Origin of the sequence: Pseudomonas arabinosi (assembly GCF_047758675.1) — a bacterium.
Lineage (GTDB): Bacteria > Pseudomonadota > Gammaproteobacteria > Pseudomonadales > Pseudomonadaceae > Aquipseudomonas > Aquipseudomonas arabinosi.
Genome location: NZ_CP180480.1, coordinates 2,009,407 through 2,030,170 on the forward strand (window position 1 = coordinate 2,009,407; position 20,764 = coordinate 2,030,170).

The following is a 20,764-nucleotide window of genomic DNA, read 5'->3' on the forward strand; positions in this document are numbered from 1 at the left end:
AGCGGGGTTGATCGCGAGGGCCACGATTCGGTCTCTGAACTCTATCCCCCATGGCAGCAGGCCGCTGAGGCATTGTCTTCATACTGATCGTGAAGCCTTACCCACTCCATGATCTCCTCTTCATTACGCCCCTTCGGCGTGAGGTCGAGGTAGTTATAGGCCCCGACCAACATGTCCAGACCGCGGGCATAAGTGGAATAGGTGTGGAAAATCTCTCCAGCTTCATTGCGATAAAACACGCTAAGGCCAGGGAGTTCTTCTTCGGCGCCGTCGGATTTTTCGTAGTTGTAGGTGGCTTTACCGGCGGTGACGTCTTCTGCTCGGGCCGAGACGCCGAAGTCGTAATTGAAATCGCAGCCTTCTGACGACACCCAATCGAATTTCCAGCCCATGCGTCGTTTGAAGGCCTGGAATTCGGCGAACGGTGCGTGGGAAACCGCCACCACGGCGACGTCATGATGGGCCAGGTGTTGGTTGGCGCCGTCGATGTGATCAGACAGGAACGAGCAGCCGGAACAGCCTTCGTCCCAACCTTTGCCAAACATGAAGTGGTAGATGACCAACTGGCTGCGGCCGCCGAACAGGTCCGCCAGTTTCAGTTCGCCGTTCGGGCCCTGAAAGTGGTAGTCCTTGTCGATTTTCACCCAGGGCAGGGCGCGGCGTTCGGCGCTTAGTTTGTCTCGCTCTTTGGTGAAGGCTTTTTCGTGGGCCAGGTGTTGCTTGCGGGCGGTGAGCCATTCTTCTCGGGAGACGACGGGATGATTCTGAATGTTCATTGGGATTCTCCTGCGGGGTGCTGGGAGGTGACTTACACAGCCTAGTCGTTTGACCTACGCCCAATTCGACATACCGCCGGTCGATGCTGTTCAAAACCTCGGCTGAACGGCTACGAACCGCGCCGGTCACAACCTATGAAGGCCATCTCACTCGCGGGCACTGGAGGTTGAATCAGGATGACGACTTATAACTGGGATTTGATTGAACGCTTGCTGCACGAGGTGCAGAACAGCGCCGGCCACAGCTTTACGCCACGGCCCTACGCCGAGCAGTACGCGGCAGAGAAAGCGGCGAACGGCGAGGCGATTGAGAACCTGGACCATCTGAAAGCAGTAGCCGGTGAGTATGAAAAGTTACTGTTGGCGCGCGGCTATATTGAGCCTCGGCCTGAGGATCAAGGTGGCAACGGTTCGAACTACATTTTGACGCCTCGGGGCTCGAGTTTATTGAGCCTGATCGACAGCAGTATTCCGGGGAATGACCATCCGCGGCAGGTGTTGGATGAGCAGGAAGATGCGCTGGATGAGGTGAGCTTTGATGAGATCGCATCAAGGGCGCAGATTGCCTGACGATCACCCCATAACCCAGTGTGGGAGCGAGCCTGCTCGCGATTGCGGTACATCAGTAACATCATAGTTTACTGATACACCGCAATCGCGAGCAGGCTCGCTCCCACATTGGATTGGCGTTGCGCTTAGCTCTGTTGTGCCGCCTTCAGGCACTTCAAATCATTGAAGTCCTTACGCACCCCTTCTATTTTCTTCAGCAACTGCTGGCGCTGTTCCGGTGTGCTTTCGGCCATCAAGTCCACAAATAGCGCCCGTGCCTGGGCTTCGGTGCTGGCGTAGGCCTGGCGATAAGCGGGCGTCCACAAGCTCTCTCGATTCACCAGAAGCGTCTCGATTCTCTGTGGGAACTCTGGACTCTGGCGCTGCGCAACTGCCGCACTGAACTGCTTCTGCCAATGGACACGATTGGCTATCCATTGCGTATTCTGGTCCCCCAGGGCGTTGGACCACTCAACAACGCGTAGCTGCTGGGTTGCGCTGAGCGGGCCGAGCCAGTCGTTCAGGCGTTTTTCCATACGCTGGCTGCGCGCCTTGATCTGTTGATCGAGAGACGGTTTGAGGTATCGCTCCTGACGCTTGTTCTGGTCCTTGGCAAAGGCGTCGTTCATCTCTGCGACTTGCTTGTCATCCAGCCCCTGCAACAGCTCAATGGCCGACGGGGTGATTTCCCTTGCGGTCTGGGCGATGGCTTGTTTGGCTTCCTGGACGCGGGTTTGCAGCGCAGCGTCGGTGACCTGGTTGGTCTCGACCATGACCTGCAAGCGATCCAGCCAGTCGAGGTAGCCCGGCAGTTGCGTGGTGCAGTGCCAGCTCAGGTGTTCCTTGAGGCGCTCGTTGAACCAGCCTTTCTGCTCGCCGTTCATGTCCAGGTAGTCGCTGAGCGTCCACGGAATGATCACGTCGAGGTTGCGATAGGCCAGGCCCACGCGGCTGCACGCACCGAGGGCGAGACTGAGGGTGATAACGACGGCGAGACACTTCAACCAGCGCGACATGGGCGAATCCTTTGCGAAGGCCTGGCTTTTTAATGGGCTTCTTTATGTGAACGCAGGATGAGCCTCGCAGTTCAGCCGATCAATAAAAGGCGCGTTCGGCCTTGAGGGTGACCAGCCCATCGCATTGGCTGTTGTGCCCGGAATAGGCGGAGCAGCTGCTGCCACTCAAGCTGGAGTCACTGTAGATCAGGTCCAGATCGACGCCCATGAACGGGCGGGAAAGTTTCACTGACCAGTCGGTGAAACTGCCTACATACCCACCGTCGACGGACACCGGCGTGTTGAGCTGGTGAGTGGTGTATTTCATGCTGATCCCGATGCCGAACGGCTGATTGCCGCCGAGGTCAGCGAACACGGTGCTGTTCTGTTTGTCCGGGTCGTTGCTGAACGCTGCGCCGAAACGGCTGCCCAGAAAGGTCAGGCCACCGAAAAGCTCCTGGCTGTCGAGGGTGTCCACTTCCGGGTAGCTGTAACGGATCATGCCGACTTCGTACCCGAGGGTACTATCGAAAGGCTGTTTAAAGCCCATGTAGGAGTCGACTTCAAGGTTGGCCCCAGGCGTTAAACCCATGCTCGGTGCCCATTGGCCCACGTAAAAACCGCTGTCGTGACTCAGGTCGAGACCACCGTGGAACGAGCCGGTGCTGGAAGGTTTGACCAGTCCCTGGGCCATGCTGCGGCTGGGGGTAGTGCCGAGTTTGAGATCGAAGTCGCCCAGTTCACGCTGAAAGATTTGCGCATTGGCGATCGAACACGACAGCAGGGTGCCGAGCAATAAATAGGAGGGTTTGAGCATGCGTCACTCCATGACAGCGAGGTGCAGGCACTAAAAACCTACTGAAACGCTTGATCTAGACGTGTGCAAGCATACCGGCGAATGCTCGGCATCGAGGGCCGTTCGTCGATTTTTGAAATATTGGTTTGTTTGCGGGGGTGTTGCGAGGAGGTTCCAGTCCAAGCGCTTCGAAGCTCAAAGCGCTTAGGGACCAGGTGACGCGGCGGATCTTGGGGAAGTTACTTCTTGCCCAGGGTGATCTGCTTGGACGGGCCGAACGTCTGGCCGCTGACGCCTTTGGCAATTTGCTGGATCTCTCCGCCGGACTTGAGGAACGCAGCAATCTGGTTGTTGATCGATTCGCTGGTTTCAACGGCTGGAGCTGGCTTTGCTTTGCTGTTGGATGCTTTTACACGCATGGCGGCCATTAACCTATAGAAAATTAACTTGGCCAGGCATCGTACAGGAAATACTTGACAATTGCTTGGTAAATATCCCCCCGAAATACACAGGGCAGATGAAGAATTAATCACAAGTTATTATTCTGAATAGGCCTCTAAGCTGCTGTTTTAACTAAGAACGGTCGTGAAAAATTACAGTTTTCGGCCTGGCGGACAGGTGTGAGAATCGCCAGAACGGCCTGACGAGCGGCCTGGCGCGTGCGGTAAAGCCCAGGAAAATTAAGCCCTTCAGAGGATTTTCTTGCGCCACCGGGCTGGCCAGCGAACGCGGCCCGCAAAACCGGGTAGAATGCCGCCCACGCAATGAGGGTATTGGAAATGGCTTTAGTCGGGCGCTACAACAGTTTGCAAGTGGTTAAACACACTAACTTCGGTTTATATCTGGACGGTGGCGCGGATGGCGAAATCCTCCTGCCTAATCGTTATATTCCCAAAGATATTCCCAGCGAAGATGAAGATTGGCTCAACGTTTTTGTTTATCTGGACAGCGATGACAAACTCATCGCAACTACCGAAAAGCCGAAAGTTCAAGTCGGTGAATTCGCCAGTTTAAAAGTCGTTGAAGTCAACAGCATCGGTGTTTTCCTGGATTGGGGTTTGCCGAAGGATCTGTTGCTGCCGTACTCCGAAGAAAAGCGCCAGATGACCGCCGGTGAATATGTCGTGGTGCATGTCTACCTCGACAAGCACACCCGCCGCATCACCGCGACGGCGCGTCTGGACCGCTACCTCGACAAGACCCCGGCCAACTACACCCCTGGCCAGGAAGTTGATTTGCTGGTTGCCGAAGCCACCGATATGGGCTTCAAGGCGATCATCAACAACAAGCATTGGGGTCTGATTCACAAGAACGAAATCTTCAAGTTCATGCGCGCCGGTAAAGAAGAGAAGGGCTTTATCAAAGAAGTCCGTGCCGACGGCAAGATCAGCCTGAGCCTGCAACCGGTCGGCGAAGAAGCCGCCACCAGCCTGAACTCGAAGATTCTCGCCAAGTTGCGCGACAACAATGGCAGCCTGCCGGTCAGCGACAAGAGCGACCCGACGGTGATCACCAGCATGTTTGGCGTCAGCAAGGGCAACTTCAAAAAGGCCATCGGTGCGTTGTACAAGAACGGCCAGATCGTTATTCACGCCGATCGCATTGAACTGAGCTGACCTCGCGCCCGCCCTCATGTAATGCGATTGCATAGGGTTGGAGTGTGATGAAAAAGTCCCGGCTCTGTGTCGGGGCTTTGCTTTTTACTGCCGAGTGACTGCCATGTTTTGTGTTGTCGAGGTGTTCCGGTGAGCGCCACCCGGCGCAGCGCCGATGGGTTTGCCCTGCAAGTGATGATTGGGTTGTGCCTGATCTGGGGTATTCAGCAGGTGATGATCAAGTGGGCGGCACCGGACATCGCGCCGGTCATGCAGGCCGCCGGGCGCTCGGGTATTTCCGCGTTGCTCGTAGGACTGTTGATCTGCTGGAAGGGCGGCTGGGATCAAGTGGGCAACACCTGGCGCGGTGGACTACTGGCTGGCGCGCTTTTTGGCCTGGAGTTCTTCTTCATTTCCGAAGGCTTGCAACTGACCACGGCCGCGCACATGTCGGTGTTCCTTTACACCGCGCCGATCTTCACTGCATTGGGCGTTCATTGGCTATTGCCGAGTGAGCGTTTAAGACCGGTCCAGTGGCTGGGGATTTTCCTCGCCTTCGTCGGGATCGCCATCGCCTTTGCTGGGGGAGTGTCGTGGGATAACCTCGATCACCGCATGTTGATGGGCGATGCGCTGGGCGTGCTGGCTGGCGCGTCATGGGGGGCAACGACGGTGGTGGTGCGCGCTTCGCGCCTGTCGGAAGCGCCGGTGACGCTGACGCTGTTCTATCAATTGATTGTCGGTTTCGTTGGGCTGTTGCTGATTGCGATCCTCAGCGGCCAGGTCACTCACGTCAGCCTGACCACCGTCGCGGTGGCCAGTGTGTTGTTTCAGGGATTGGTGGTGTCGTTCTTCAGCTACCTGACCTGGTTCTGGCTGTTGCGCCGTTATCTGGCGGCGAACCTGGCGGTGTTTTCGTTCATGACGCCGCTGTTCGGCGTCACGTTCGGCGTGGTGCTGCTGGGCGAAGAGCTGAGCTTCAACTTCGTTGTCGGCGCGGTGCTGGTGTTGTTGGGCATCACGTTTGTCAGCGCTGAGCAGTGGGTGCGCCGTCGCTTGCGCAGAGCTGACCGGACGCAGTAACAGACCGCCGGCGACCATCAAACCACAGCCAGCGAACACCAGGGCTGGCTGCAAACCACCACTGAAGTGGCTGCTCAACGCCGCCAGCAACGGCCCGCTGAGCTGGCCCACCGCAAAGCATGCCGTCAGCAGCCCTGCGTTGCGCTGGGTGGTGTGGGGCGCCAGTTCCCGGGAACGTTGCATCACCAATTGCATGCAAGCCAGGAACGGCGTGCCGCAGAGGATCACGCCCAAGGCCAGGCCCGGGCCGCTGCCCAACAAGCAGGCGAAGACCCCGGCGGCTTGCAGCCACAACGTTGCCATCAGCCAATAACGAGTGCCCTGCGGGTGTTGTCGACGCAGACTCACCAGCACCACCCCGATGGCCGAAGCAAGACCGAAGCAGGGCCAGAACAGATCGGCCTGCCATTGGCCATGGAACTGCGCGTTGGCCATTTGCGAGAGGAAAGTGGCCGGAATGATGTAGCCCAAACCGTACAGCCCATAGACCACGCCTAAACGGCCGATGCCACGATTACCCGAGCCAGCGACGCTGGGAGCGGCAGCCACGCTCGTGGCCGGTTGCGGCAGGAACGGCAGAATCCCCAGCAGCATTGCCAGTCCGACACCGGCATACACCAGCCACAAGGTTGCAGAAGTCTGCCCCAGCAGGTTCGATCCCAAGGCCAACAAGCCCGTCAGAAAAATCCCCAGACCCGGTCCGGCAAATACCAGGGCGCCAAGCCGTGGACGACCGGCCGCCGCGGCCAGTGGCTGGCTCAACGCAGTGATCATCACCAGCACCCAGGCGCTGGCCACGCCGGTGCCGAAGCGCAGCACCAGATGGGACCAAAAACCGTTGGCCCAGAACGAGGCCAGCGTCAGCAATACACAGAGCCATAAACCGCCCAGCAAACGCCGGCGCACTTGCTCGGGGCGGCGAGAGAACATCGCGTCCACCGCACCGACGAAGTAGCCGAGGTAGTTGGCTGCGGCAATCAGACCGGCGGCAGTCAGGTCAATCTGACCTTCGCTGAGCAGGTGCGGCAACTGAGGCGTGAGGGCGAAACGCCCGATGCCCATGGCCATCATCAGGGCGATGAAACTGGCGAGTAAGCGAATCAGAGGGGACATAGTCTGAGTTCCAGCAGAGGATCAATGACCGTCAGGCTAGGACTGATTGACTTTCTTTTAAAATGAATAATAGTGAGTAACTTGTTCTGATTTGGAGAAAGGTGTGGAATTCAGCCAATTGCGGATTTTCCAGGCGGTAGCGCAGGAGGGTTCCATCACCCGCGCTGCCGAACGCCTGCACCGGGTGCCATCGAACCTGTCGACCCGGCTTAAACAGCTGGAAGAGCAACTCGGCGTAGAACTGTTCGTGCGTGAACGTCAGCGTTTGCAGTTGTCGCCTGCGGGAAAAGTCCTGCTGGACTACACCGCCAAGCTGTTCAATCTGCGCGACGAAGCTCAAGCGGCGGTGCAGGGCGGGCAACCGGCCGGGGACTTTGTACTTGGCACGATGTACAGCACGGCGGCGATTCATCTGCCGGGGTTGTTGGCGCGTTATCACCGCACTTATCCGGCGGTGAACCTGCAAGTGCAGTCCGGGCCAAGCGGCGAATTGCTTGAAGGTTTGCTCACCGGGCGCCTCGATGCGGCGCTGGTGGACGGTCCGCTGGAGCTGGCCGGGCTCGACGGCGTGCCGTTGTGCGACGAACGGCTGGTGCTGATCAGCGAGGCCGATCACCCGCCGATCCTCAGCGCGCTGGATGTGGAAGGGCGGTCGGTGTTCACCTTTCGGCAGGGTTGTTCCTACCGGATGCGCCTGGAAGCCTGGTTCTCCCATTACCACGCGGCCATGGGCCGGGCGATGGAAATCGAGTCTTATCCGGGAATGCTCGCCTGCGTGATCGCCGGCTCAGGCGTGGCGCTGATGTCGGAGTCGATGCTCGCCAGCCTGCCGGGTCGCGAAAGCGTGGCGGTGCATCCGTTGGCCGAGCCGTTTGCCAGTGCCACCACGTGGCTGATGTGGCGTAAAGGCATGCTTGGGGCGAACTTGAACGCCTGGCTTGAGCAGCAACAATTGGTCTATCCGTCGGCGCCGAGTCAGGCTCGGGCGATGGGTTGAACTATCGGTCAGGTATTTTGATCAATTCAGTAACAGATCATTGCGACTTTGGGCGAGCATTGCGTAGGACTTCGGACTATTATCAGTGCGAAGTGGCTACAGAATTTAGGCCACTCGGCACTACCCTGAAGGGGGCACCATGAAAGAGAAAATCCAAAACTGGCTGCACGACCTGGGTGTTGCACTCGGTTTGATCGAACCGCCTCTGCAACCTGTGCCTATTCGCACTGACGACGAACAACGCCGACGCCAGCAGCGTCGCCGGTAAGCGTAACGCAGCCGTTGTTGTAGCAGCAGCCGAGCACCGCGAGGCTGCGTTCGGCTCGGGCCGCGTTCGGACGGAGCAGGCGTAAACCCTGCGTGCAGGGTTTTCCTGACACACCGCATCGTCTGACTTCACGACGGCTTCTCCGCCGAACGCAGCCTCGCGGTGCTCGGCAGCTGCTACAGGGAGCCAGGCGAATTCAAGAGAGTGGGCGGGCTTAGTGTCTTCCGATCTCCATCAAAAACCGGCTGCTTCTTTATCCAATTCCAATTGCGCCAGGCTCGCGTTGTCGTCGAAGTCATCCTGACTCTCCAGCAGGCTTCAGGCGTGCAAGCGCTGCCACTCGTCAATCATCGTGCGCAAATGTTCCCCGGAAAAACTCCCGAAATGCCCGCCATGCACCGTGCGGATCGGCAACTTGCGCAAACGCTGCAGGCTGCGGGCGTAGTCGTCGAGGTTGGAGTGGTAGGCGTCTTCGATCAGCGGCCCGTCGTAGATGATGTCGCCGCTGAACAGGGTCTCGGTCGCGGCTTCGTACAGGCTGATGCCGCCCGGTGAATGCCCCGGCGTATGCAGCACTTGCAGTGTGCGGTTGCCCAGGTCCAGCACGTCGCCTTCTTCGATCAAACCTGTGGCTGGTGCGGCTTTGACCCGATACTCGGCGTAGCACAACGGGCAATCGGGATGCGCTTCGAACATGTCGTCGCCGACAAAGGCTTTGCTCAAATCGTTGTCGCCGTCGGGTGCGGCGAGGATGTCCGCTTCTGCCGGATGCACCAGCCGCTCAGGGAATTCGTGATGACCGGCGATGTGGTCGAAATGGCAATGACTGGCCACGGCGACCAGCGGCCGTTCGGTGATCCACGGCAGTTGCTCGCGCAGGCTGACCAGCCCGGAACCGCTGTCGAGCAGCAAGTCCTTGTCGCGACCCTGAATGTGCCAGAGGTTGCAGCGATAGAAGGGGCGGATGTAAGGCTCGTGAATCAGGCGAATGCCGTCACTGAGCTGTTTCACCTCGAACCACTGATCGCGAGAAACAATCTTCATCAAAGGTTTTTCTCCAGACGAAAAAAAACGGGTGTGGCAACCGACGCCACACCCGTCGAAGAAAGCATCAAGTCGTTATGTTCAGCTTAGGCGGCGCTGGCCACCACTGCTGGGCGAGGGGACAGCAAGCTGACCACCACGAAACTCACCAGACCTACGCCGAGGCTGTAGTAGATCGGGGTGTTGGCATCCAGACCGTCTTTGAACATGAACAGCAACGCTGTGGCGAAGCCCATGCCCATGCTGGCGATAGCGCCCGCGGTGTTTGCGCGTTTCCAGAAAATCGCACCGATCAGCGGGATCAGCATGCCGCCCACCAACAGGTTGTACGCCAGGGTCAGGGCGCTGATCACATCATTCACGACCAGAGCGATGCCGAGTACCACGATGCCGGTCAACAGGGTGAACAGGCGGTTGATGCCCAGCGTCGACTGTTTGCCGCCGCGCAGTTTCGGCAGCAGGTCTTCGGTCAGGGTGGTGGCAGCGGCGAGCAGGCCGGCGCTGGCGGTGGACATCATGGCCGCCAGGGCAGCCGCAATCACCAGGCCGCGGATACCGTCCGGCAGGGACAGTTTGACGATGGCGGCGAAGGCGTTGTTGACGTTGTCCAGATCCGGGATCAGCACATGAGCGGCCATGCCGATCAGGGCGCAGGCCAGTCCGTAAAGGATGCAGTAGAAGCCTGCGAATGTACCGGCGACCTGAGCCACTTTGGCGCTCTTGACGGTGAACACACGCTGCCAGATGTCTTGGCCGATCAGGATCCCGAAGAAGTAGATCATGAAGTAGGTGATGATGGTGTCCCAGCCAATCGTGGTGAAGCTGAAGGCAGTTGCCGGCAGTTTCAATACCAACTCATCCCAACCACCGACGCGGTACAGGCAGATTGGCAACAGGATGAACATCAGGCCCACGGTCTTGATGACGAACTGGACGATGTCGGTCAGGGTCAGGGACCACATGCCGCCGATCGCCGAATAAATCACCACCACGCCACCGCCAACCAATACCGACAGCCAGAACGGCAGGTCGAACAGCACTTGCAGTACGGTGCCAATGGCCAGGATCGAGACCACACCGATCATCAGCGCATACGCCAGCATGATCACCGCGCTCGCGGAGCGGGCCATCGGGTTGTAGCGTTTTTCCAGCACCTGGGTAACGGTGTAGATTTTCAGTTTCAGCAGCGGTTTGGCGAGGAACAGGTTCAGCGCCACGATCCCGCAACCGAGGGCCGCGCAGAGCCAGAAACCGGAGATGCCATGGACGTAGCCCAGGCGCACGGTGCCGACGGTAGATGCGCCGCCCAGAACGGTTGCGGCCATGGTGCCCATGTACAGGCTCGGGCCGAGGTTACGACCGGCGACCAAAAAGTCTTCGTTGGTCTTGGCCTTGCGCATGCCGTAGTAGCCGAGTATCAGCATCGCGGCGGCGTAGATGAGTACGACGAATAAATCCAATGCCATGATGGCGTGTCTCCGATTGTCTTTTTTATGGTGAAACAAAGGCGTTTCTGTGGGGTTGCTCTCTGTGGGAGTGAGCCTGCTCGCGATAGCGGTCTTGCAGTCACATCATCGTTGGATGTGCTGCCGTCATCGCCGGCAAGCCGGTCTCGCTCCCACAGGTGGATCAGTGTCAGGCGGGCTGACGGAGTTCAGGCTTTGCCATGGTGTGGGTGCCCTTGCTGCGTGGATCGTTTGGACCGAACACCGCGGCCGATTCTGGGAACAGGCTCAGCAGCGCCAGGTACACCAGCGACGCCAGGCCAAGGGTGACCGGCAGGCTGATGTCGATGCCGCCGGCCAGTTCACCGAGCGGACCCACGAACTGCCCAGGCAGGTTCACAAAGCACAAGCCCACCGCAGCGCTCGGGATCCAGGCACCCAGACCACGCCAGTTCCAGCCATGCGTGAACCAGTAACGACCCCCTTTCTCGCCGCGGGTGAACACTTGCAGGTCATCCGGGCAGTAGAAGCCGCGACGCACCAGCAGACCGATGATCATGATCACCATCCACGGGGTGGTGCAGGTGATGATCAGCACGGCGAAGGTCGACACGCTCTGCACCAGGTTCGCGGCGAAGCGTCCGATGAAGATGAAGGCAATCGACATCACGCCGATCAGCAGCGTGGCCTTGACCCGCGACAGCACTCGAGGGAATACGCTGGACATGTCCAGTCCGGTGCCATAGAGCGAAGTGGTGCCGGTGGACATGCCGCCGATCACCGCTATCAGGCACACCGGCAGGAAGAACCAGCTCGGCGAGACGGCCAGCAGACCGCCGACGTAGTTGTTGGCGGCGATGTAGTCTGGCGCCTTGATCGCTACGATGGTGGCGGTGGCGAGGCCGAACAGGAACGGGATGAAGGTTGCGATCTGCGAGATCACCACCGCCGCCATGATCCGGCGCTTGGAGGTGTCACGCGGGATGTAACGCGACCAGTCACCGAGGAACGCGCCGAAGGAAATCGGGTTGCTCATCGCGACCAGCGCCGCGCCGATGAAGGCCGCCCAGAAACCCGGTTGCCCCATGCTGACGGTGCCGGCGTAGTTCACATCGAACGGACCGATGAAGGCGAAGATGCCCAGCAGGAACAGCAGGCTGGCGCTCCATACTGCGATCTTGTTGACCCACAGCAGGAAGCGGAAACCGTAGATGCAAACGGTCAGCACCAGGATCGCGAACAGACCGTAGGCCAGGCCCAGGGTCAGGTCGGTTTCCGGAAGACCGATCAAGCGTTTGGCGCCACCGATCAGCGCATCACCCGAACTCCACACCGAGAGCGAGAAGAAGGCGATGGCGGTCAACAATGACAGAAACGAACCGACGATCCGCCCGTGCACGCCGAAGTGCGCACCGGAAGACACGGCATTGTTGGTGCCATTGATCGGACCGAACAGGCCCATTGGCGCGAGGATCAGCGAACCCAGCAATACACCCAGCACAATCGCCCAGACGCCCGCCTGAAAAGACAGGCCGAACAGTACCGGGAAACTGCCGAGCACGGCGGTAGCAAAAGTGTTGGAACCCCCAAAGATCATCCGGAACAAATCCGTCGGGCCTGCGGTGCGTTCACTGTCCGGGATCTGTTCGACCCCGTAGGTTTCAATGTGCGTAAGGCTTTGGTCTTTGTTGTTGTTATTCATGATCAGCTCCGATCATAAAGGCGCGCTCATCGTGTGTGAGCGTCACCTGTTTGGCTAAGGGGTTGGCAGCCCTTCCGGCATCGCGGACAAATGTTCGTGGCAGGCCAGCCATAGGCCTTGTTGTTGTCGGCGAAACACAATCGTCTCGCGCTCCTGGCTGAAGTGTTGCTCCCCTTGCATGCGCAGCTCGGTGGCCACGTCATGGATGAAAATCGCCACGTCACCCTGCAGGCTGACGAAGGCGTTGTTCGAGGTGCACGAAAGCACCTCGAAGCCATCCTCCGAACGCCAGGTGTCCCACAACGCCTGATAGGCATCGCGCGACAGCAGGGGCTGTTCGAGGGTGTAGAACATGAAGCTCGCGTCGGTGCTGAACGCACCGAAATAGGCTTCGCGATCGTTACGGGCAAAGGCGGCTACCAGATCGGCAGCGGCCTGGAGTACCTGATCACGTTCGTTCACGACCAATCCTCAGCGATGGACTACGCCAGGCAGTACGCAGAGCATTTCGTACAGCAGGTTGGCGGCCAGCAGCGAGGTGTTGCCGGTGGTGTCGTAAGCGGGCGAGACTTCTACCAGATCGCAGCCGACCAGGTCGAGGCCTTGGCAACCGCGAACGATTTCAATCGCCTGAATGGTCGTCAGACCACCGATTTCCGGGGTGCCGGTGCCTGGCGCCCACGCTGGATCGATGCCGTCGATGTCGAAACTCAGGTACACCGGACCGCCGCCGACTTTCTCGCGAACTTCTGCCATCAGCGGGGCCAGTGATTTGTGCCAGCACTCTTCGGCCTGAACCACACGGAAACCCTGGTTGCGGCTCCAGTTGAAGTCGTCAGCGGTGTAGCCCTGAGCGCGCAGACCGATTTGCACCACGCGGTCCGGATCCAGAAGGCCTTCTTCGACAGCGCGACGGAAGGTGGTGCCGTGGGCGATTTTCTCGCCGAACATGTGATCGTTCACATCCGCGTGAGCGTCGATGTGCACCAGGCCGACCTTACCGTGCTTCTTATGGATCGCACGCAGGATTGGCAGGGTGATGGTGTGGTCGCCGCCGAGGGTCAGGGGGATCACATTGTGTTCGAGGATCTTGTGGTAGGACTCTTCGATGATCCGTACCGCGTCCAGCAGGTTGAACGTGTTGATCGCCACGTCACCGATGTCGGCAACCGACAGCGAGTCGAACGGTGCAGCGCCGGTGGCCATGTTGTACGGGCGGATCATCACCGATTCAGCGCGGATTTCGCGAGGCCCGAAACGGGTGCCGGGGCGCAGCGAGGTGCCGATGTCCAGCGGAACGCCAACGAAGGCAGCATCCAGACCGGCAGCGGTTGGCACATGGGGAAGTCGCATCATGGTGGCGATGCCGCCGAAGCGCGGCATTTCATTGCCGCCCAGTGGTTGGTGAAGAATCTTGTCCACGGGTAAGGCCTCATCGTCGTTGTTTTATTTATGTCGGTTGACCGATCGGGGAGACACGGGCACCGCTGTGGGCCGATTCTGCGAAATGTAGTGGCCGGGAAGAATCGCTACGGACAAATACTTAGTTCAGATTTTTCTAAACTAATGGTCGCGGCGGCGATAGACTTCTCCGCACGATCGTTCCCACGCTCTGCGTGGGAATGCATCCACGGACGCTCCGCGTCCCGCTCTTTTGTGTATGTGACGCAGAGCGTCACGGGCTGCATTCCCACGCAGAGCGTGGGAACGATCTATGGAGTCACCATGGCCAACGCGTTACCCGACCTGAAACTGTTGCGCATCTTCGTCAGCGTGGTTCGCCATCAGGGGTTTGCCAACGCCCAGCAAGAGCTCAACCTCTCGACCTCGGCCATCAGCACTTACATGAGCCAGCTCGAAGCCGCCCTCGGCCTGGTCCTCTGCCATCGCGGCCGCGGTGGTTTCAGCCTGACCAGCAAAGGCGAGCTGTTCCATCAGGAAACCCTGCGCCTGCTCGGCGAACTCGAAGGCTTCGAGCAATACGCTGCGGCGCTCAAGGGCGAACTGCGCGGCACCTTGAACCTGGGGGTGATCGACTCCACCGTCAGCGACAAGGCCTTGCCCTTCGCCGAAGCCATTGGCGCTTACAGCCAGGAACACCCGGCCGTGCATTTGCACCTCTCGGTGATGAGCCCTTACGAGCTGCAACTCGGCGTGCAGGACAACCGCCTCGACCTGGCCATCGGCGCGTTCTCCACGCGCATGAGCGGTCTGGTCTACATGCCGCTGTACCGCGAACAACACTGGTTGTATTGCAGCAGTCGTCATCCGCTATTCACCGAGCGGCGCATTCCCGAGCAAGTCATCACTCAGCAACGCATGGTTGGCCGCGGCTACTGGAGCCAGGCGGAACTGGCACGTCACGGTTTCAAACACAGTGCGGCGACGGTGGAAAGTATGGAGGCGCAGCTGATTCTGGTGCTGTCCGGCGCCTACATCGGTTACCTGCCGGAGCATTACGCCCAGGCTTGGGCCGACAAGGGCGATTTGCGGGTGCTGCTGCCGGCGACTTTCGGCTATCAGGCGCCGTTTTCGATGATCGTGCGTCGTGGCCGCAGCCGCGAGCCGCTGATCCAGACCTTCCGCGACCTGCTCAAAGCGCAACTGAATCAGGCTTGAAAAAATGTCCAGAATCCAATGTCCGCGCTGCCTGCGTCCGCAAACTCACTGTTTGTGCCCACTGATTCCGAACCTCGACAGCCGCACCCGAGTGCTGTTGTTGCAGCATCCGAGCGAAGTGAACCATGCGCTGAACACCGCACGGTTGGCGGCGTTGGGGTTGAAGAATGCCGAGTTGATAGTGGGCGAGGTGTTCGAGGATTTGCCGGCATTGTTGAATCAGCCGGGTTATCAGGCGCGGCTGCTGTTTCCTGCCGATGATGCGCAGCCGTTGCAGGCTTACACGGCGACTGATCAACCATTGTTGCTGGTGGTCCCGGACGGCACCTGGCGCAAGGCGCGCAAGATGCTGCACCTCAACCCGCTACTGGCGGCGCTGCCGAGGGTGACGTTGGCGCAGGGCGGGGTGTCGAGATATCGATTGCGCAAAGCGCCGGGGCCGGGCGCGTTGTCGACGGTGGAGGCGATTGTTCAGGCGTTGCAGACCCTCGAAGCACCGACCACTTTCGAACCATTGCTACGGCCGTTCGAAGCGTTGATCGAGGGGCAGATTGAGGCGATGGGGGAGGAGACCTTTCGGCGCAATCATCGGCCGAAATGATCATTGCCTGTGCGGGCCTCATCGCGAGCAGGCTCGCTCCCACAGTTGACCGAGTTCCTCCAGAAGAAATGCAATCCACTGTGGGAGCGAGCCTGCTCGCGATAGCGGTAGAACAATCACAGAAAATCCCGGCCAGAGACTAGCGTTCGCGCATCGCCTCGGTCCGGGCTTTAAGCACCGGTTTGAGCAAGTAATCCAGCACGCTTTTCTCCCCGGTAATGATGTCCACCGTCGCTACCATCCCAGGAATAATCAGCAACGGCTTCACATCCCCGCCCAAGTGATTCTTATCCGTTCTCACCTGAATCAAATAGAAGCTGTTGCCCTTGTCATCCGTAATCGTGTCCGCCCCAATCAACTCCAGCTTCGCAGTCAGCCCGCCATAAATCGTGTAGTCGTAAGCACTGAACTTGACCATCGCTTTCTGCCCGGGATGCAGAAACGCCACGTCCTGCGGCCGCACTTTGGCTTCGATCAGCAAGTTGTCTTCAATGGGTACGATTTCCACCATGTCGCTGCCCGGCTGGACCACGCCGCCGATGGTATTGACCTTCAGCACTTTGATAATCCCGTGCACCGGCGACACCACCGTGGTGCGGGTTACGCGGTCATCGATCGCAATGCTCGATGCCGTGATTTTCGACAGGTCGGTGCGTTTTTCATTCAGCTCTTTCGCCGCGTCGGAGCGGAAGGATTGTTCGGACTCATCGATCTTGCTCTTGATCTCATTGATCGCCGATTCCGCACGAGGAATCGCCAGGGTCGTGGCATTCAAGGAGCCGCGAATCTCCACCGCGCTGCGTTTGAGTCGCAGGATTTCCACCGGCGAAACCGCCCCGGTGCCCACCAGCGGGGCGGACATGTTCATCTCTTGTTGCAGCAATGCCAGGCTTGAACTGAATTGGCCTTGTTTGGAGCGGAACTCTGCCAGTTCCTGGGTTTTTTGCCGAAGTTGTTCACTCAGCGTGCGCTGCTCACTCGCCAGTCGGCGTTGCCGTTGCTCGTACAGCGAGCGCTCGTCTTCGGCCACTTGCGGCGCCTTGGCGATCACTTCGGGGGAGAGCTTGAACGGCCGGCCTTCCGCTTCGGCCGACAGCCGTTCGACCTGCGCGATCAGCGCAAAACGATCCGCCTCGCTTTCGCCCTTGTTCGACAGGAATCGAGTGTCATCGAGGCGCAGCAAGGTGTCGCCCTTGTTCACCATTTGCCCTTCTCGCACGAAGATCTCGGTGACGATGCCGCCTTCCAGGTTCTGGATCACTTGAACCTTGCTTGACGGAATCGCCTTGCCTTCGCCCATGGTCACTTCCTGCAGCACCGCAAATTTGGCCCAGACCACCGCGGTGATAATCAGCGCGGCCGCCAGCCACACGGTGATCCGCGACCAGCGTGGTGAATCCTGCAGCGAGGCGCCCGCGGTTTCCGGCATGAATTCGCTTTCGGCGCTTTTGCTGAAACTGCCAAAGTAGCCGCGCGGCTTCGAATTAGACGAGGTGTCGGATGATGAACGGGCCATGGCTAGCTCCTAGACAGCCGCAGAGCCGACACGGCCCTTGCGCAGTGCATCGATGACCACTTCTTTCGGACCGTCGGCGACGATCCGCCCGTTGTCCAGCACCACCAGCCGATCCACCAGGCTGAGCATCGAGGTACGGTGGGTCACCAGCAGCAGGGTTTTGCCCTGGACCCAGCGGTGGAGTTTTTGCCGCAGAACGTCTTCGCTGCTGTTGTCCATAGCACTGGTGGGTTCGTCGAGCAACATGATCGGCGGGTCCAGCAACAAGGCGCGGGCCAGCAACACCGCCTGACGTTGCCCGCCCGACAGCAGTTGCCCGCGTTCACCCACCGGCCGGTCGAAACCTTGCGGATGCTGACGCGCGAGCTCGGTGACGCCGGTCAGTTCGGCGACTTCGAGCATCCGTGAATCGCTGATGTAGCGTGCGCCGAGGGTCAGATTGTCGCGCAGGCTGCCGGCCAACAGCGGCAGGTCATGGGCGACGTAACCGATTTGCTGACGCAGGTCGGCGACGTCCAATTGCCGCAGGTCCAGGCCATCGAGCAGCAGTTGGCCTTCTTCCGGCGCGTAGAAACCCATCACCAGCCGCGCCAACGTACTTTTGCCCGAACCGCTGCGACCGATGATGCCGATCCGCTCGCCGGGTTTTACGCTGAAGCTGATGTTGGCCAGGGCCGGAGCGTTCTGGCCGTTGTAGTGGAACGTCACACTGCTGACGTCTATCGCGCCTTGCAGTTGCGTGCGTTCCAGCGGCCGTTGTTTGGCGTCGCGTTCCTGCGGCAAGGACATCAGTGCATCAGTGCTTTTCATGGTCAGTTGCGCTTGCTGATAGCGCGTGATCAAACCGGCAATCTGCCCCAGCGGCGCGAGCACCCGGCTGCCGAGCATGTACGTCGCTACCAGCGCGCCGACGCTGAGGTTGCCGGCGATGATGCTGTAGACCCCGGCGACGATGGTCGCCATGCCGGAGAATTGCTGGATGAACAGCGTGCCGTTGGTGGCCAGCGCCGAGAGATTGCGCGCATGGCTGTCGAGGCGGGTGAGGGCGCCGTGGGTGCTTTCCCATTTGTGCTGGCGTTCGCTTTCGGCGCTGCAGGCCTTGAGGGTTTCCAGACCGCCGAGGGTTTCGATCAGCAGTGCCTGGCGTTCGGCGCCCAGGGTCAGGCTTTTCTGTACCGTGTCGCGCAGACGCACCTGGATCACCATCGCGAAGATGATCGTGATCGGAAACGCCAGTAACGGAATCACCACCAGCCAGCCACCGAGCAGGCCGATCACCACCAGCATCAGCACGGCAAAGGGCAGGTCGATCAGGCTGGTGAGGGTCACGGCGGTAAGGAATTCCCGCAGGCCCTGGAAGTCATGGATGCTTTGGGCGAAACCACCAATGGTCGCCGGCCGCGCTTTCATCGCCATGCCGGTGATGCGTTCGAACAACGTGGCCGAAAGGATCACGTCGGTTTTCTTCCCGGCGGTGTCCAGCAGGTGCGCGCGCACCACCCGCAGCACCAGTTCGAAACCGGTGCCGATCAGCAAGCCGATCGACAATACCCACAACGTCGACGTGGCCTGGTTCGGCACCACCCGGTCGTAGGTCTGCATCACGAACAGTGGCACCATCAGCCCCAGCAGGTTGATCAGAAAACTCGCCAGAATCGCATCGCTGTACAGCCACTTCGACAGCTTCAACGTGTCGCGAAACCAGGCCTCAACCCGCGGCACCAGCGGCGAACGCAAGTCTTCGAGTTCATGCCGTGGCCGGGCGAACAAGGCCTGGCCGCTGTAATTCTCGGCCAGCTCGTCCGTGCTGACCCATTGTTCACCGCCGTCGGATTCGCTCGGCAAAATCAGCAACTGCCCGTCATCGCCGAAGCGTCGTAGAACGGCCGTACGGCCGTTGTTGAGGATCAGCATCACAGGCAGGTTGAGGGCGGAAATATCCGCCAGTTCCCGGCGCAGCAATCGTGCCTGCAAACTGGCCCGAGCCGCTGCGCGAGGCAGCAGGTCCAGGCTCAAACGTTGTTTGTTCAGGGGCAGCCCGGCACTCAGGCTGGCGCGACTGACTGTCGCGCCGTGGAGTTTGCAGAGGATCAACAGACCGTCCAGAAGCGGGTCATCGAAGCTCAGGCGCGGATCGACACCGATGTTGCCGGGTTCCATGCTGGTCACATTGATCTCTCCACAGGCCTACTTCAGTTCAGGCAAACGGGCTTCGTTTTTTACTTCCGTGGAGGCGATCGCATCGGCGGGCAACACCACCCGTTGTTTGCTCAGCAACTGACCCATGTTCGCCAGCACGCGGTACATCGAGAACTCCTCGGTGTAGCGCACTTCGGTGTAGCGGCGGTTGGCGTTGTAGAGCTCGTTTTCACTGTCCAGCAGGTCGAGCAGGGTGCGTTGGCCGAGGCCGAACTGGTCCTGATAAGCCACGCGCACGCGTCGGCTGGTATCCGCGTATTCGCGGGCAGTCGGGGTTTGTTTCTTGGCATTGACCATGGCGTTCCAGGCCAGGTGAATGTTCTCGTTGAGTTGGCGCAGCGCATTGTTGCGGATGTCCATCGCCTGGTTGATCTGGTGCGCATTGGAGGCCAGGCGCGCCTTGTCGCTGCCACCGCGGAACAGGTTGTAGTTCATCACCACGCCGACTCGCCACTCGTTGTCGTGGCCTTCATCGCCCTGCACGTTGTTGTTCGCACCCACGGCGGCTTCAGCGTCGAAGCGAGGGTAGAACGGCGACTTGGAAACTTCGTACTGGCTCTCGGCCGATTGCACATCGGCCTGGGCGGATTTCAGGTACGGGTTGTTTTCCACCATGCTTTGCTGGGCTTCCGGCAGGGTGGCGGGCAGTTCGCCGCGGGTCGAGGGCGGCGCTTCGAGTTCATCGGGCAGGCGCCCCACGACGGCGTAGAAGTTCGACTCGGCATCCGCCAGATCGACTTCAGCGGTATCGAGGTTGTTTTGCGCCAGTGCCCGGCGAGCGACGGACTGGTCGGAGTCGGCGGTGCTGCCGATACCTCGCTGGGTGCGCAGACCGATCTGATCGTTGACCCGCATGTGAGCTTGCAGGTTGTTCGTGGCCAGGGTCACCAGTTCGCGGCGCTTGAGCACTTCGAGGTAGACCTCGATGGTGCGCAGGGCCAGATCCTGAGCGGTGCCCTGAGCGTAATAGGCCCGGGAATTGACCACGCCTTTGGTGCGCTGGACTTCGTTGGAGGTGTTGAAACCATCGAAGAGCATCTGCCGCAGACGCAATTCCGATTGGGTGTAGGTCAGGATTTCGGTGTGGTGATTACCCAATGCCCGGGTGTTGGTGTTATCGCTGTACCCGCGCCCGTAGGCGGCATTCAGATCAACCGATGGATAAAATCCTCCCTTGGCGACTTTCACTTGCTCATCGGCCGAGAGGCGGCTGTCTACACGCGACGCCAGCTCCGGGTGGGTCGCGATGGTGCTCTGGATCGCCTCCGTCAATGACATGGCTTGAGCCTGAGAAGTGCAGGCCATGGCCAACAGAATTGCGCTGCAGAGGGGGGTTAATACGCGCATGGGTGCCTCTCCCTGATTCCTAATGGTGCTTATTAGTCGCCAAATATTTGACGGCATTTATAGTGAAAACCGTTTCATGCTTGTAACAACAGAGCTAAGAACATTCTAGGGAAAACCAT

General features: G+C 59.6%; 19 protein-coding genes and 1 pseudogene. 7 read left to right on the forward strand and 13 right to left on the reverse strand.

Annotated features, from left to right (window positions below):
- Nucleotides 1-41 precede the first annotated feature (41 nt).
- Nucleotides 42-776: a DUF899 domain-containing protein gene (locus tag ACMXYJ_RS09375; RefSeq protein WP_415759581.1), complete on the reverse strand. Its 735-nt coding sequence runs from the start codon at nucleotides 774-776 to the stop codon at nucleotides 42-44.
- Nucleotides 777-953: 177 nt separating this feature from the next.
- Between ACMXYJ_RS09375 and ACMXYJ_RS09380 the strand changes: the two genes are divergently transcribed.
- Nucleotides 954-1,346 (forward strand): transcriptional regulator, encoded by a 393-nt coding sequence (locus ACMXYJ_RS09380; RefSeq protein WP_415759582.1) that lies wholly within the window; start codon nucleotides 954-956, stop codon nucleotides 1,344-1,346.
- Between the two features lie 125 nt (nucleotides 1,347-1,471).
- Here the strand turns inward: ACMXYJ_RS09380 and ACMXYJ_RS09385 are convergent, their stop codons facing one another.
- The 3 genes from ACMXYJ_RS09385 to ACMXYJ_RS09395 form a co-directional block, all read right to left on the reverse strand.
- Complete coding sequence (locus ACMXYJ_RS09385; protein WP_415759583.1) at nucleotides 1,472-2,341, reverse strand: DUF6279 family lipoprotein; 870 nt, start codon at nucleotides 2,339-2,341, stop codon at nucleotides 1,472-1,474.
- 79 nt (nucleotides 2,342-2,420) lie between these two features.
- Entirely contained in the window at nucleotides 2,421-3,137 is a 717-nt protein-coding gene (locus ACMXYJ_RS09390; RefSeq protein WP_415759584.1) for a TorF family putative porin, read from the reverse strand.
- 218 nt (nucleotides 3,138-3,355) lie between these two features.
- Nucleotides 3,356-3,544 carry a hypothetical protein gene (locus tag ACMXYJ_RS09395; RefSeq protein WP_017337097.1) on the reverse strand — a complete coding sequence of 63 codons (189 nt, stop codon included), beginning with the start codon at nucleotides 3,542-3,544 and terminating at the stop codon, nucleotides 3,356-3,358.
- 351 nt (nucleotides 3,545-3,895) lie between these two features.
- Between ACMXYJ_RS09395 and ACMXYJ_RS09400 the strand changes: the two genes are divergently transcribed.
- Entirely contained in the window at nucleotides 3,896-4,732 is an 837-nt protein-coding gene (locus ACMXYJ_RS09400; RefSeq protein WP_415759585.1) for a CvfB family protein, read from the forward strand.
- A 129-nt stretch (nucleotides 4,733-4,861) separates the two neighbouring features.
- Nucleotides 4,862-5,794: a DMT family transporter gene (locus ACMXYJ_RS09405; protein ID WP_415759586.1), complete on the forward strand. Its 933-nt coding sequence runs from the start codon at nucleotides 4,862-4,864 to the stop codon at nucleotides 5,792-5,794.
- Here the strand turns inward: ACMXYJ_RS09405 and ACMXYJ_RS09410 are convergent.
- Nucleotides 5,765-6,907, reverse strand: a pseudogene (locus tag ACMXYJ_RS09410) (MFS transporter); the annotation flags it as partial. The gene ACMXYJ_RS09405 and the pseudogene ACMXYJ_RS09410 overlap by 30 nt on opposite strands.
- A gap of 103 nt (nucleotides 6,908-7,010) precedes the next feature.
- Between ACMXYJ_RS09410 and ptrR the strand changes: the two are divergent.
- On the forward strand, nucleotides 7,011-7,904 hold the full coding sequence (gene ptrR / locus ACMXYJ_RS09415; protein ID WP_415759587.1) for a putrescine utilization regulator PtrR: 894 nt from the start codon (nucleotides 7,011-7,013) through the stop codon (nucleotides 7,902-7,904).
- 139 nt (nucleotides 7,905-8,043) lie between these two features.
- Nucleotides 8,044-8,172, forward strand: coding sequence for a PA1414 family protein (locus ACMXYJ_RS09420; RefSeq protein ID WP_007914492.1), 129 nt, complete (start codon nucleotides 8,044-8,046; stop codon nucleotides 8,170-8,172).
- 318 nt (nucleotides 8,173-8,490) lie between these two features.
- On the opposite strand, the gene ACMXYJ_RS09425 is transcribed toward ACMXYJ_RS09420, so the two are convergent.
- The 5 genes from ACMXYJ_RS09425 to speB all read right to left on the reverse strand — a co-directional run bounded on the left by ACMXYJ_RS09425 (nucleotide 8,491) and on the right by speB (nucleotide 13,785).
- The gene (locus ACMXYJ_RS09425) at nucleotides 8,491-9,216 is read right to left on the reverse strand and encodes an MBL fold metallo-hydrolase (RefSeq protein WP_415759588.1); all 726 of its coding nucleotides are present in this window, start codon (nucleotides 9,214-9,216) and stop codon (nucleotides 8,491-8,493) included.
- A gap of 86 nt (nucleotides 9,217-9,302) precedes the next feature.
- A complete protein-coding gene (locus tag ACMXYJ_RS09430; RefSeq protein WP_415759589.1) occupies nucleotides 9,303-10,682 on the reverse strand; it encodes a sodium:solute symporter in 1,380 nt (459 codons plus the stop codon).
- A 169-nt stretch (nucleotides 10,683-10,851) separates the two neighbouring features.
- Nucleotides 10,852-12,363, reverse strand: coding sequence for a purine-cytosine permease family protein (locus ACMXYJ_RS09435; RefSeq protein WP_415759590.1), 1,512 nt, complete (start codon nucleotides 12,361-12,363; stop codon nucleotides 10,852-10,854).
- A gap of 54 nt (nucleotides 12,364-12,417) precedes the next feature.
- A complete protein-coding gene (locus ACMXYJ_RS09440; RefSeq protein ID WP_415759591.1) occupies nucleotides 12,418-12,825 on the reverse strand; it encodes a YybH family protein in 408 nt (135 codons plus the stop codon).
- A 9-nt stretch (nucleotides 12,826-12,834) separates the two neighbouring features.
- Nucleotides 12,835-13,785, reverse strand: coding sequence for an agmatinase (gene speB / locus ACMXYJ_RS09445; protein WP_008153224.1), 951 nt, complete (start codon nucleotides 13,783-13,785; stop codon nucleotides 12,835-12,837).
- A 303-nt stretch (nucleotides 13,786-14,088) separates the two neighbouring features.
- Here speB and ACMXYJ_RS09450 point away from each other — a divergent pair, with 303 nt between their 5' ends.
- Nucleotides 14,089-14,982, forward strand: coding sequence for a LysR family transcriptional regulator (locus tag ACMXYJ_RS09450; RefSeq protein WP_007945995.1), 894 nt, complete (start codon nucleotides 14,089-14,091; stop codon nucleotides 14,980-14,982).
- A 4-nt stretch (nucleotides 14,983-14,986) separates the two neighbouring features.
- Nucleotides 14,987-15,583 (forward strand): tRNA-uridine aminocarboxypropyltransferase, encoded by a 597-nt coding sequence (locus tag ACMXYJ_RS09455; RefSeq protein ID WP_415759592.1) that lies wholly within the window; start codon nucleotides 14,987-14,989, stop codon nucleotides 15,581-15,583.
- A 139-nt stretch (nucleotides 15,584-15,722) separates the two neighbouring features.
- Here the strand turns inward: ACMXYJ_RS09455 and ACMXYJ_RS09460 are convergent, their stop codons facing one another.
- From ACMXYJ_RS09460 to ACMXYJ_RS09470, 3 genes are read right to left on the reverse strand one after another with little or no spacing between them, the layout of a single operon-like run.
- Nucleotides 15,723-17,099, reverse strand: a complete 1,377-nt coding sequence (locus tag ACMXYJ_RS09460) for an HlyD family type I secretion periplasmic adaptor subunit (RefSeq protein WP_415759593.1) — start codon at nucleotides 17,097-17,099, stop codon at nucleotides 15,723-15,725.
- 9 nt (nucleotides 17,100-17,108) lie between these two features.
- On the reverse strand, nucleotides 17,109-19,268 hold the full coding sequence (locus ACMXYJ_RS09465; protein ID WP_415759594.1) for a type I secretion system permease/ATPase: 2,160 nt from the start codon (nucleotides 19,266-19,268) through the stop codon (nucleotides 17,109-17,111).
- 18 nt (nucleotides 19,269-19,286) lie between these two features.
- A complete protein-coding gene (locus tag ACMXYJ_RS09470; protein ID WP_415759595.1) occupies nucleotides 19,287-20,645 on the reverse strand; it encodes a TolC family outer membrane protein in 1,359 nt (452 codons plus the stop codon).
- Nucleotides 20,646-20,764 lie beyond the last annotated feature (119 nt).

Excerpts from the sequence above, each read along its gene's own strand:
- ACMXYJ_RS09375 (WP_415759581.1), bottom strand. The coding sequence starts at position 776 with ATGAACATTCAGAATCATCCCGTCGTCTCCCGAGAAGAATGGCTCACC.
- ACMXYJ_RS09380 (WP_415759582.1), top strand. The coding sequence starts at position 954 with ATGACGACTTATAACTGGGATTTGATTGAACGCTTGCTGCACGAGGTG.
- ACMXYJ_RS09385 (WP_415759583.1), bottom strand. The coding sequence starts at position 2,341 with ATGTCGCGCTGGTTGAAGTGTCTCGCCGTCGTTATCACCCTCAGTCTC.
- ACMXYJ_RS09390 (WP_415759584.1), bottom strand. The coding sequence starts at position 3,137 with ATGCTCAAACCCTCCTATTTATTGCTCGGCACCCTGCTGTCGTGTTCG.
- ACMXYJ_RS09395 (WP_017337097.1), bottom strand. The coding sequence starts at position 3,544 with ATGGCCGCCATGCGTGTAAAAGCATCCAACAGCAAAGCAAAGCCAGCT.
- ACMXYJ_RS09400 (WP_415759585.1), top strand. The coding sequence starts at position 3,896 with ATGGCTTTAGTCGGGCGCTACAACAGTTTGCAAGTGGTTAAACACACT.
- ACMXYJ_RS09420 (WP_007914492.1), top strand. The coding sequence starts at position 8,044 with ATGAAAGAGAAAATCCAAAACTGGCTGCACGACCTGGGTGTTGCACTC.
- ACMXYJ_RS09425 (WP_415759588.1), bottom strand. The coding sequence starts at position 9,216 with ATGAAGATTGTTTCTCGCGATCAGTGGTTCGAGGTGAAACAGCTCAGT.
- ACMXYJ_RS09430 (WP_415759589.1), bottom strand. The coding sequence starts at position 10,682 with ATGGCATTGGATTTATTCGTCGTACTCATCTACGCCGCCGCGATGCTG.
- ACMXYJ_RS09435 (WP_415759590.1), bottom strand. The coding sequence starts at position 12,363 with ATGAATAACAACAACAAAGACCAAAGCCTTACGCACATTGAAACCTAC.
- ACMXYJ_RS09450 (WP_007945995.1), top strand. The coding sequence starts at position 14,089 with ATGGCCAACGCGTTACCCGACCTGAAACTGTTGCGCATCTTCGTCAGC.
- ACMXYJ_RS09455 (WP_415759592.1), top strand. The coding sequence starts at position 14,987 with ATGTCCAGAATCCAATGTCCGCGCTGCCTGCGTCCGCAAACTCACTGT.
- ACMXYJ_RS09460 (WP_415759593.1), bottom strand. The coding sequence starts at position 17,099 with ATGGCCCGTTCATCATCCGACACCTCGTCTAATTCGAAGCCGCGCGGC.
- ACMXYJ_RS09470 (WP_415759595.1), bottom strand. The coding sequence starts at position 20,645 with ATGCGCGTATTAACCCCCCTCTGCAGCGCAATTCTGTTGGCCATGGCC.